We start from the raw sequence: 12191 nt of genomic DNA, 5'->3' as shown, positions 1-12191 counted from the left end.
ATGTTTGTAGATAAAGCGAAAGTTTACGTAAAAGGCGGCGATGGGGGCGACGGTTTGATCGCTTTCCGCCGGGAGAAATACGTGCCTGAAGGCGGGCCTGCCGGCGGCGACGGCGGAAAGGGCGGGGACGTCATTTTCCGCGTCGACGAAGGTTTGCGCACGTTGATGGATTTCCGTTACCAGCGGCATTTCAAGGCCAAACGCGGGGAAAAAGGACGGAACAAAAGCCAGCATGGCGCCAATGCGGAAAATTTGATCGTGCGCATCCCTCCGGGGACCGTGCTGATCGATGATGATACGGGCGAAGTGCTCGCCGACATGGTCCGCCATGGACAGCAAGTCGTGGTAGCCCGCGGCGGACGGGGCGGACGGGGCAACATCCGGTTCGCCACGCCGAACAATCCGGCTCCGGAGCTTGCCGAGCATGGAGAAGAGGGCGAGGAGCGTTACCTCGTGATGGAGCTGAAGGTGATGGCCGACGTAGGGCTTGTCGGGTTTCCGAGCGTGGGCAAATCCACGCTGCTTTCCGTCGTATCCGCTGCCCAGCCGAAAATCGGCGCATACCATTTTACGACGATCACGCCGAATCTCGGGATGGTGGAGGTCGGCGACGGCCGCAGTTTCGTGATGGCGGACTTGCCGGGCCTGATCGAAGGCGCTCACCAAGGCGTCGGACTGGGGCATGAGTTTTTGCGCCATGTGGAACGTACGCGGATCATCATCCATGTGGTGGACATGGCGGGATCCGAAGGGCGCGACCCGTTTGAGGACTGGGTGAAAATCAACGACGAGTTGAAGCTGTACAACGCGACCCTGGCCGAACGGCCGCAAATCGTCGCCGCGAACAAAATGGACATGCCGGATGCGGAGGCCAACCTGAAAAACTTCCGCGAGCAGGTGGGCAAGCTGAGACCGGACATCGAAATCATGCCGATCTCTTCCTTGACCCGTCAAGGGGTGCAGGAGCTTCTTTACCGGGCGGCCGATATCCTGGATGCGATCCCGCAGGAGGTTCACGTCGAGGAAGTCGCCGAGACGGCCGAAAGAAAAGTGTACAAGCTGAACAGGAAAGACGACGACAACGCGTTTACGATTACGCGGGATAACGAAGCCTTTGTCGTTCACAGCGAAAAAATCGAACGCATGCTGAAGCGGCTGCAGATGAATTCGCATGAGGCGATTCTGAAGCTTGCCCGGACGATGCGCCATATGGGCATCGACGACGAGCTGCGCAAACGCGGAGCGGTGGAAGGGACGATCGTCCGGATCGCCGATTTCGAATTCGAATTCGTCGAAGGCAGCAGCTACTATTAAAGGCGGACTCCGCAACAGATGGGCGGCCCCCGGGGCTGCCTGGGACAATTTCGAACCAAAGCCGTTAAAGGGCGCGCGACGCGCTCTTGAGCGGCTTTTTTCATACCCGAGTGTTACCGCGATCGGGGTACATAAAACATCCTTCTTGCCAAGTAAGCGCTATTATTGTATTCTTCTGGACAAAAAGGCGCAAATCTATTGACCCTCTGGATGCAATTCTTTATAATGTCCACTATATGAATACATCAGTCTTTGAGGAGAGGACGTTCGTGAAAGAACGCTATTATTTGGTCCGGGAAGATATTTTGCCTGAAGCGGTGGTCAAAACGATGCAGGTAAAGCAGCTCCTTGCCGCCGGCGACGCAAAGACGGTGCATGAGGCTGTGGAGCAGGTCGGCATGAGCCGCAGCGCATTTTACAAATACAAGGACGGCATCCACATGATCAACCAGCTGGAAAGGGAGCGGATCGTAACGATCTCGATGGACATGGAGCACCGCTCCGGGATGTTGTCGAAGGTGCTGAGCCTCGTGGCGGGTTTTGGCGGCAACGTCTTGACGATCAATCAGAGCATTCCGCTGCAGGGAATCGCCAACGTCGTCATTTCCGTCGAGGTTTCCCGCATTAGCGAAGAGCTCGGGGATTTGCTCGAAAGCTTGCGGGACTGCGCCGGCGTTAAACGCGCGAACCTGATCGGTCAAGGCTGATTTTCGGATTCGCCTAAATGGAACGTCGCTTGACATGCAAAAACCTAGGTTAACAGTAAAAAAAGAAATGCACGCATGTAACAGGAGGAGAGGGAATGAAGCCGGTTAAAGTGGGTTTATTGGGTCTCGGCACCGTGGGGACGGGCGTCGTCAGAATCGTGGAGGGCCATCAAGAGGATTTGAGCAGTCAGGTGGGTTCCCCGATCATCATTGAAAAAATCGCCGTAAAAAACAGCGACAAAACCCGCAGCATTACCGTGGACAAAAACAAGCTGACCGAAGATCCATGGGAGGTGATCCGGGACCCCGAAATCGACGTCGTCGTGGAGGTCATGGGAGGCATCGATCATACGAAGGATTACATCCTCGAAGCTTTGGACCGCGGCAAGCATATCGTCACGGCCAACAAGGATCTGATGGCGCTGCACGGCTCGGAGATTTTGGCCAAGGCCCAGGAAAAGCAGTGCGACGTGTTTTACGAAGCAAGCGTTGCCGGGGGCATTCCGATTATCCGGACGCTGATCGAAGGTTTTTCGTCCGACCGCATTCTGAAGATTATGGGGATCGTAAACGGAACGACGAACTTTATTTTATCGAAAATGAGCCAGGAAGGGGCATCCTACGAAGCCGTGCTGGAAGAAGCCCAGAAGCTCGGGTACGCGGAAGCGGATCCGACCTCGGACGTGGAAGGCTTGGACGCGGCCCGCAAGATGGCCATCCTGGGAACGCTTGGCTTCCGTACCAACGTGGAGCTGAAAGACGTCAGCGTGCGCGGAATTTCCCAGGTCTCGAAGGAAGACATCGCATACGCAAAACGGCTGGGATACGAAATGAAATTGCTCGGCATCGCCGACCGGGAAGACGATCATGTAAGCATCAGCGTACAGCCGACGATGGTTCGGAAGGGACATCCCATTGCATCCGTGGGCGGCGTGTTTAACGCGGTGTACGTTTACGGCGAAGCCGTGGGCGAGACGATGTTTTACGGGGCCGGCGCGGGAGAAATGCCGACGGCGACTTCCGTCGTGGCGGATTTGGTGGCCGTGATCAAAAACCTGAAGCTTGGCGTCAACGGCCTGAAAGCGATCGTGCCGTACAAACCGAAAAAGCTGAAAAACGACGAGCAAATCGCATTCAAAAATTTCATTCTGCTTCATGTGGACGACAAAGCCGGCGTGCTGGCGAAAATCACCCAAGTATTCGCGGAGTTCGGCGTCAGCCTGGAGTCCGTGGTCCAGCAGCCGAACGAACTGAACCCGGAAGCGGAAATCATTATCGTTACCCACAATGCCAGCAAAGCAAGCATGGACAAGGTGCTTCAGCATTTTGAAGGACTTGACGTCATCCGCAAGATCAAAAGCGTGTACCGCGTGGAAGGGTAAAACCTTCTGCGGCATTCGTACCAGCGCTTCATGATCCGCTTATATATAAAGGATTTTTCGCAAATCCTGAACAAAGAACAAAGGAGCCATACCAAAATGTCATACCAAGGACTGCTTCAAACGTACAAACCATACCTGCCCGTCAATGAAAACACGCCGTTGCTTACGCTGAAGGAAGGCAACACGCCGCTCATCCGCGCGGTGAATCTGTCGGAGGAGCTCGGGCTGGATCTGCATTTCAAATACGAAGGCTTGAACCCTACCGGCTCGTTTAAGGACCGCGGCATGGTCATGGCCGTTGCCAAGGCGGTGGAAGAGGGCAGCCGCACCATCATGTGCGCCTCGACCGGCAATACGTCCGCGGCTGCGGCAGCATACGCCGCTCGCGCCGGGCTCAACTGCATCGTGCTCATTCCGAACAACAACATCGCCCTGGGCAAACTGGCGCAGGCGATGATTTACGGGGCGAAGGTCATCGCCATCGAGGGCAACTTCGACCGCGCGCTGGAAATCGTGCGCGAAATTACGGCCAAACATCCGATCACGCTCGTCAACTCGGTGAACCCGTACCGCATCGAAGGGCAGAAAACGGCTGCGTTCGAGGTGGTCGACCAGCTCGGGAAAGCGCCTGACGTGCTGGCCATTCCCGTCGGCAACGCGGGCAACATTTCGGCTTATTGGAAAGGGTTCAAAGAATACCATGCCGCAGGCAAAGCGTCCTCCCTGCCGAAAATGGTCGGTTTCGAAGCGGAAGGCGCCATGGCGATCGTGAAGGGCGAACCGATTCTCGAGCCGGAAACGATCGCGACGGCGATCCGGATCGGCAACCCGGCAAGCTGGAAAACGGCGGTCGCCGCGGCGGAAGAATCCGGCGGACAAATCAACTACGTGACGGACGACGAAATTTTGGAAGCTTACCGTCTGATCGCCTCCCGCGAAGGCGTATTTGCCGAACCGGCATCCGCCGCATCGGTAGCCGGCGTGCTGAAGCTGAAACGGGAAGGATATTTCCAAGGCGGCGAAACCGTCGTCTGCGTCCTGACAGGCAACGGCCTGAAAGATCCGAACGTCGCCCTCCAAACCGTCAACGCCGATCCGCTTGTTGTGCCCGACACCGAAGAAGCCGTCATGGAAGCCATCGCGAAGCTGGAAGAGGCTACGGCATGATCAGACCGGAAGGCGTATACGTAAGGATTCCTGCCAGCACCGCAAATCTCGGTCCGGGGTTTGACACGTTGGGCATGGCCTTGTCATTGTACGCATGGATCGGGATGAAGGAAGCGGACGAAACGGCGATTCGGTTGTACGGTAACGAAATGGAAGGGATCCCGAAGGATAAAAACAATCTCGTCTATCAGGTCGCCCAAATGGTGTTCCGCGAAGCGGGCGTCCATTTGCCCGAGCTGGAAATATCGATGTATTCGGACATTCCGCTGACCCGGGGGCTCGGCAGCAGCGCATCCGCCATCGTCGGCGCGCTTTATGCCGCGAATGCCTTGATCGGATCGCCATTGCCGGACGCAAGGCTTCTGGATATGGCGACGGCGATCGAGGATCATCCGGACAATGTCGGAGCGTCGCTATTCGGCGGGTTCATTACGGCGGTTTGGGACGGCGAACATGCCGATTACGTCCGGATGGAGCCGCATGAGGATCTGGAGGTCCTCGTCGTCATTCCGGATTTTCAATTGAAGACGTCCGAGGCGAGAAAAGTGCTTCCCGAAAAGATCGGCCGGAAGGATGCGGTCTACAATATCAGCAGGTCTTCGCTGCTGGTGGCCGCTTTGGCCCAGGGCAGGCTCGACCTGATCGGCCGGGCGATGTCCGACCGCCTTCATCAGCCGTACCGGGCGGGGCTCGTCCCGGGGATGTCCGAAATCTTGGAGCGGGCCGTGGAGCACGGCGCTTTGGGCATCGCGCTCAGCGGGGCTGGCCCGACGCTGCTTGCGCTCGTCGATCGCCATTCGCTGCGGAAAAAGGAACTGGAGTCTTATCTCCTGAATACGATGAAGGCCGAGGGCATCAGCGCATCTGCACGATGGCTGGTTCCCGACCGCGAAGGTGCCCGTCTGATCGGCAGCATGTCGACAGGCTCATTTATGGACATGATAGAAGGGGAAGTAAACGCATGAAGCGAATAGCATTATTGCCTGAAGGATCGGTGTCGCACGAGGCCGTTGCGCAGCTGCTTGGGGGCGAACCGGCGGAACTCGTGTACCACAAGCTGATCTCCGACGTGTTTTTGTCGACGGTCCATGGAAAAACGGATTACAGCGTCATTCCCATCGAAAATACGATCGAAGGATCGGTCAGCCTTCATATGGATTGGCTCGTCAACGAAGTGGACATACCGATGCAGGTCGAATGGGTCTATCCGTCGATTCAAAACCTGGTCGGAGACCGGGAGGAGTTCCTAGCGGAATCCGGGGAACTGGACTTTGCGCGCATTCAAAAGATTTTGTCCCATCCCGTGGCGACGGCCCAGTGCCAGCAGTTCATCCGCAAGCATATGCCCCAGGCGGAACTGGTCAATGCGGGGAGCACGACGGAAGCGATCGGGATCGTCAAAAGCAATCCGGGACAGGGGCTGGCGGCCATCGGCACCAAACTTGGAGCCGCGACGCACAAGCTGGACGTTTTGGCGGAACGGGTAACGGACCATGACAACAATTACACGCGGTTCATTTTGATCGGCAAAGAAGCGCTCGACAAGCTGCCGAAGCCCGTCAAGCAGATGAAAACGAGCATTCTGGTCACGCTTCCGGAGGATTTTGCCGGTGCGCTGCATCAGGTTCTCGCGGCTTTCGCATGGAGACGGCTGAACCTGTCCCGCATCGAATCCCGTCCGACGAAGAAAAAGCTCGGAAGTTATTATTTTTATATCGATGTTCTTGAATCGGTGGAATCCGTGCTGCTGACGGCGGCGATCGGAGAGATCGAGGCTTTGGGCTGCCAGGTGCGCGTGCTCGGTTCCTATCCAAGCTATACGTATCAGGAATTAATATCGGAGGTGCTGTAGTTTATGTCAGAGCAGTGGATCTATTTGGATGGTGAATTCGTCACCAAAGAAAACGCGAAGGTATCGGTGTTCGACCATGGTTTTTTGTATGGCGACGGTATATTTGAGGGCATCCGCATCTATGAAGGCAATATTTTTAAATGCGATGAACACTTGGAGCGTCTGTACGATTCCGCAAAATCGATCGATCTCAACATTCCGCTGACGTTCGAGGAAATGCGCGAAGCGATGGCGGAAACGATCCGCCGCAACGACATGAGAAACGGATACATCCGCCTCGTCGTTTCCCGCGGAGCAGGCAATTTGGGCCTTGATCCGAGACGCTGCCCGAAACCGACGGTGCTCATCATCGTGGAACAGCTTGCGATCTATTCGGAAGAAGCCTACAAAAAGGGCCTGCGTGCCGTGTCGGTATCGACGCGCCGCAATTTGCCGGACGCTTTGAATCCGAAGATCAAATCCTTGAACTACCTGAACAATATTTTGGTGAAAATCCAGTCGAACCTGGCGGAAGCGGACGAAGCGATCATGATGAATGCGCAAGGTTACGTGACCGAAGGCTCCGGCGACAACATTTTTATCGTCAAACGAGGCGTCGTTTACACTCCGCCTTGCTACCTCGGGGCACTCGAAGGCATCACGCGCATGGCGATTATCGAATTGTGCGAAAAGCTCGGCTACAAGCTGAAGGAAGAGCCGTTTACGATGCATGACGTATACATCGCCGATGAAGTCTTTTTCACGGGTACGGCCGCAGAAGTGATCGCAGCCCGCGAAATCGACGGACGGATCATCGGCAACGGCGAAGCAGGTCCGATTACGCTGAAGCTGCTCGAAGAGTTCCGCAAAGCGGTGACTCAAGACGGCTACAAAGTGTGGGAATAGTCGTCCGGCGCCCGGTTTATGCGCGCCCGTTCGCAAAAAATCCTTTCATGACAAGCTCATGGAAGGATTTTTTTGTCGTTGGGGATGTCATTCGCCCATCCTCTGCATAAGATGTAGTAACGAAGGGCGGACGATTCATGCGCCTATTAGAGTTTAGGAGGTATTTGCCGCGTGAAGATACACATCGTAAAAAGTGGCGACACTTTATATGAGCTTTCCAAAAAGTACGACATTCCCCTGGAAAAAATCATCGACGCCAATCCGCAAATTGCGGACCCGAATCAGCTGCAGGTCGGGCAAAAGGTGAAAATTCCCGCAAAACCGGTGCAGGTGCCAAGCCAAGATCAAATCATCCATAAACATGTCGTGAAGCAAGGAGACACGCTGTGGAAGCTGTCGAAGGCTTGGGGCGTTTCCTTGAAGGAAATGATCGACGCCAATCCCCAGCTCAAAAATCCGAATGCACTGCTCGTGGGCGAAGTGGTGAATATTCCGAAAACAAAAGGCAACCCGGGAACGAACGATCACCCGAATCCAGGCTCCAACGCCAACGAACATGCCAATGTGCAGCATGAGAAACTCCAACCCGGCGGAAAGGCTTTTACCGGTCCGAAAGAAGAAATCACTGCCCCTAAAGCCGAAACGACGGCTCCGAAGCCGACGCAGCCCCAGCAGCTATCCGAACTGCCTAGCGTACCGCTCCCCAATCTGATGCCGGAACTCCCGAACGTGATGCCGAACGTGATGCCGGAAAACATAACCCCGAATATCATGCCTGAGGCAACCGTTCCGAACGTAAAACCCAATGTGATGCCTGAAATGACCATGCCGAATGTAATGCCAAACGTAATGCCTAACGTAATGCCCGAAATGACGATGCCAAACGTGATGCCCAATGTCATGCCGAACGTGACGCCAAACATCATGCCGGAAATGGTTGAACCGAACGCGACTCCGAATATTATGCCCTTTTCCGAGAAAAAGCCGACAGGCCTCAAACCTGTTGCGGAAGAGCCGTGCGGCTGCGGAGGAGATCCTTATTTCGGCGGAGCCCATCATCCGTTTATGCAGTTCCCGACGGCAGTTCATGAAGCAGGTGCTTATTATCCGACGCCTTACGACGATGAGGTTCAGGCCGTGCATACTTACGACGACATGCCTTACCATGGGAAATCTTCGAAATACCCGGGGATTGTGGAGGGGGCCGAAGACCACTATGCGCCTAACCAATCCTGGGTGAGCCCGTCCATGCAACATCCTAACGGACACTTTGATCATCATTGGGAAAATCAAGTTTCGCCGGTCGCTTTCGAGCCCAATACGCAATCTCCCGTAAGTTATCAACCGAATCAGCCGTATCATCATGACCAGGTGGCGCCGGCCTATTATGAACCCGTTTATGCGTCTAATCCATGCGGTTGCTCCGGAACGGCTCCCGTGTATCATGCGCCTGAACCGGCTTATGTGGAGCCGCAAGCTTACGATCCTTATTGCTATCCGCATTTCATGCTTCCGCCATGGTGTTATCCCTACCCGGCGCCTGTGCCGCTGGTAGGCGGATACGGAGCGGGCCCGAATGCGCCGTTGGGCGTTCATGGCCATGGACCGAATATGCCTTTCCACGATCCAAATATGCCTTATCATGATGCAAATGCGAATATGCCTTATCATAATCCGAACATGCCGTACCCCGGATTTGGTGGAACGGAATATCCGATATGGAACCGCACCCAGACGTATGCCTCCCCTTTACAGCAAACGGAGCCTCAATCCGCGCCTTCCGCGGAGGTAAATTCGGTTCAGGCGCCAAACCCGGCTTTTGAGGCAGAAGAGGACTCGGGCCAAACGGATGCAGAACCCGCCAAAACCGCTAAGACGTTAAACAGCAGCAAAAGAAGCACGACGGTGCCCCGCGATAAATCCATTCCGAACAAATCCAAAAAACAAAACGTATCTTCCAAACGCAAAAATCCTTGGGTCAAAGGATGAGGAAGCCGCAGAGATGACGGCCGGACATGGATGTCCGGCTCTTTTTTTGTATTGGTCTAAACTAATGGTTGATAGATCGATGAGCATTTTGTTTTGGCATTCGTCTGCTCCTTATATGCAGGCTTTAAAATGAACATCTCTCTTACCAACGGGCATTGGGCCAATAGAGGAGGAGACGGAATGGCTATTCAGTTGATCCGCTACAGGCTTTTATAATTTGGAAATGAATTATTCAAAAAAACACTTGTCAAAAACAATAAACGCATGTTATATTATTATTCCGGCCAAGAAATCTATGAAAAGCCGAGTGGAATTGAGAGATTAAAAATTTTCAAAAAAAGCTTGCAAATCTCGAGAAACCATGATATATTATAAAAGTTGCTGCTGAACACAACGGCGACGACGAAAACGAAATGTTTGATCTTTGAAAACTGAACAACGAGTGAGATATGAGGTTTCGGCAACGAAACCGAAACGCGAAGCAAACCGGTTCAAGCCTATGGCTGGATGGTTTGCGGAGCACAAATGAGAATTAAATTCTCGTCAGATTCAAAATGAGTCACAAACTTTTTGTTGGAACGCTACTCTCCTTCGGGTGAGCAGATTCTTCCAACTTTCATGGAGAGTTTGATCCTGGCTCAGGACGAACGCTGGCGGCGTGCCTAATACATGCAAGTCGAGCGGACCTTAGCGATCTTCGGATCGCTCTTGGTTAGCGGCGGACGGGTGAGTAACACGTAGGCAACCTGCCCGTAAGACCGGGATAACTACCGGAAACGGTAGCTAATACCGGATAATTTATCGCTTCGCATGGAGCGGTAATGAAAGACGGAGCAATCTGTCACTTACGGATGGGCCTGCGGCGCATTAGCTAGTTGGTGAGGTAACGGCTCACCAAGGCGACGATGCGTAGCCGACCTGAGAGGGTGAACGGCCACACTGGGACTGAGACACGGCCCAGACTCCTACGGGAGGCAGCAGTAGGGAATCTTCCGCAATGGGCGAAAGCCTGACGGAGCAACGCCGCGTGAGTGATGAAGGTTTTCGGATCGTAAAGCTCTGTTGCCAGGGAAGAACGTCGGGTAGAGTAACTGCTATCCGAGTGACGGTACCTGAGAAGAAAGCCCCGGCTAACTACGTGCCAGCAGCCGCGGTAATACGTAGGGGGCAAGCGTTGTCCGGAATTATTGGGCGTAAAGCGCGCGCAGGCGGTCACTTAAGTCTGGTGTTTAAGGCTAGGGCTCAACTCTAGTTCGCACTGGAAACTGGGTGACTTGAGTGCAGAAGAGGAAAGTGGAATTCCACGTGTAGCGGTGAAATGCGTAGAGATGTGGAGGAACACCAGTGGCGAAGGCGACTTTCTGGGCTGTAACTGACGCTGAGGCGCGAAAGCGTGGGGAGCAAACAGGATTAGATACCCTGGTAGTCCACGCCGTAAACGATGAATGCTAGGTGTTAGGGGTTTCGATACCCTTGGTGCCGAAGTTAACACATTAAGCATTCCGCCTGGGGAGTACGGTCGCAAGACTGAAACTCAAAGGAATTGACGGGGACCCGCACAAGCAGTGGAGTATGTGGTTTAATTCGAAGCAACGCGAAGAACCTTACCAGGTCTTGACATCCCTCTGAATCCTCTAGAGATAGAGGCGGCCTTCGGGACAGAGGAGACAGGTGGTGCATGGTTGTCGTCAGCTCGTGTCGTGAGATGTTGGGTTAAGTCCCGCAACGAGCGCAACCCTTGATTTTAGTTGCCAGCACTTTAAGGTGGGCACTCTAGAATGACTGCCGGTGACAAACCGGAGGAAGGCGGGGATGACGTCAAATCATCATGCCCCTTATGACCTGGGCTACACACGTACTACAATGGCCAGTACAACGGGAAGCGAAGTCGCGAGACGGAGCCAATCCTATCAAAGCTGGTCTCAGTTCGGATTGCAGGCTGCAACCCGCCTGCATGAAGTCGGAATTGCTAGTAATCGCGGATCAGCATGCCGCGGTGAATACGTTCCCGGGTCTTGTACACACCGCCCGTCACACCACGAGAGTTTACAACACCCGAAGTCGGTGGGGTAACCGCAAGGAGCCAGCCGCCGAAGGTGGGGTAGATGATTGGGGTGAAGTCGTAACAAGGTAGCCGTATCGGAAGGTGCGGCTGGATCACCTCCTTTCTATGGAGTACCTCGCTTCTGAGTGAAGCGGTACAAATATGATCTCACTCGTTGGTCAGTTTTGAGAGTTCAAACTCTCGCATACGATTTCCAGAACTTGCTTGGTGACAAGAAGTGCTGAGGATGGTATGATATAAATCCGGTTGAAAAAACTGGAATTTGAATCAAATTTTCATTCACACATCCGTGATGAACCGAAAAATTGATTGTTGATCCTTGAAAACTAGATAACGAAACGAATTTGCGTTTTAGAAATATCCTTTTCTGATGATTTTAAATTTGGCTTCGCGTCAAATTGAAATTCATCATAGCTGCTTGTGTCTTCATTGAAAGACCAAGTAATAAAGGTAGCAGACGAGTGTTTGAATCGGAGAGCGACTTTGGCTTTGTGCGAAGCACAAAACAACGGAGCGAAGCGAGGCAAACAGGAGTCAAAGGTTAAGCTACTAAGAGCACACGGAGGATGCCTAGGCGCTAGGAGCCGATGAAGGACGTGGCGAACAACGATACTGCCTCGGGGAGCTGTAAGCAAGCTTTGATCCGGGGATGTCCGAATGGGGAAACCCGGCTGATGTAATAGTCAGTCACTCGCATCTGAATACATAGGATGTGAAGAGGCATACCAGGGGAACTGAAACATCTAAGTACCCTGAGGAAGAGAAAACAATAGTGATTCCGTCAGTAGCGGCGAGCGAACGCGGATTAGCCTAAACCGGTCAGCTTGCTG

Annotated in this window: 8 protein-coding genes and 2 rRNA genes (1 of these 10 cut by a window edge); all 10 read left to right on the top strand. The window is 53.8% G+C overall.

Features of this window, described 5'->3' with window-relative positions:
* Entirely contained in the window at nucleotides 1–1314 is a 1314-nt protein-coding gene (obgE, locus tag NYE48_RS20500; RefSeq protein ID WP_212952631.1) for a GTPase ObgE, read from the top strand.
* A gap of 269 nt (nucleotides 1315–1583) precedes the next feature.
* Nucleotides 1584–2021: an ACT domain-containing protein gene (locus NYE48_RS20495; RefSeq protein WP_036713034.1), complete on the top strand. Its 438-nt coding sequence runs from the start codon at nucleotides 1584–1586 to the stop codon at nucleotides 2019–2021.
* A 95-nt stretch (nucleotides 2022–2116) separates the two neighbouring features.
* Nucleotides 2117–3403 (top strand): homoserine dehydrogenase, encoded by a 1287-nt coding sequence (locus NYE48_RS20490; protein WP_036713037.1) that lies wholly within the window; start codon nucleotides 2117–2119, stop codon nucleotides 3401–3403.
* 96 nt (nucleotides 3404–3499) lie between these two features.
* Nucleotides 3500–4570, top strand: a complete 1071-nt coding sequence (gene thrC, locus NYE48_RS20485) for a threonine synthase (protein WP_340999815.1) — start codon at nucleotides 3500–3502, stop codon at nucleotides 4568–4570.
* Entirely contained in the window at nucleotides 4567–5535 is a 969-nt protein-coding gene (thrB, locus tag NYE48_RS20480) for a homoserine kinase (RefSeq protein WP_340999814.1), read from the top strand. Before thrC ends, thrB begins: the two co-directional genes overlap by 4 nt.
* Entirely contained in the window at nucleotides 5532–6422 is an 891-nt protein-coding gene (gene pheA / locus NYE48_RS20475) for a prephenate dehydratase (protein WP_340999813.1), read from the top strand. Before thrB ends, pheA begins: the two co-directional genes overlap by 4 nt.
* 3 nt (nucleotides 6423–6425) lie before the next feature.
* Entirely contained in the window at nucleotides 6426–7307 is an 882-nt protein-coding gene (ilvE, locus tag NYE48_RS20470; RefSeq protein ID WP_036713040.1) for a branched-chain-amino-acid transaminase, read from the top strand.
* Nucleotides 7308–7478: 171 nt separating this feature from the next.
* On the top strand, nucleotides 7479–9296 hold the full coding sequence (locus tag NYE48_RS20465) for a LysM peptidoglycan-binding domain-containing protein (protein ID WP_340999812.1): 1818 nt from the start codon (nucleotides 7479–7481) through the stop codon (nucleotides 9294–9296).
* 615 nt (nucleotides 9297–9911) lie between these two features.
* Nucleotides 9912–11464 (top strand): 16S ribosomal RNA (locus NYE48_RS20460).
* 436 nt (nucleotides 11465–11900) lie between these two features.
* Nucleotides 11901–12191, top strand: a 23S ribosomal RNA gene (locus NYE48_RS20455) (it continues 2757 nt past the right edge of the window).
* Together the 16S and 23S rRNA genes form the textbook arrangement of a ribosomal RNA operon.

Source organism: Paenibacillus sp. FSL M7-1455, assembly GCF_038004655.1.
Taxonomy (GTDB): Bacteria; Bacillota; Bacilli; order Paenibacillales; family Paenibacillaceae; genus Paenibacillus_AQ; species Paenibacillus_AQ cookii.
The sequence above is the reverse complement of the archived record's forward strand: the minus strand, read 5'-3'. Positions and strand labels throughout refer to the sequence as shown.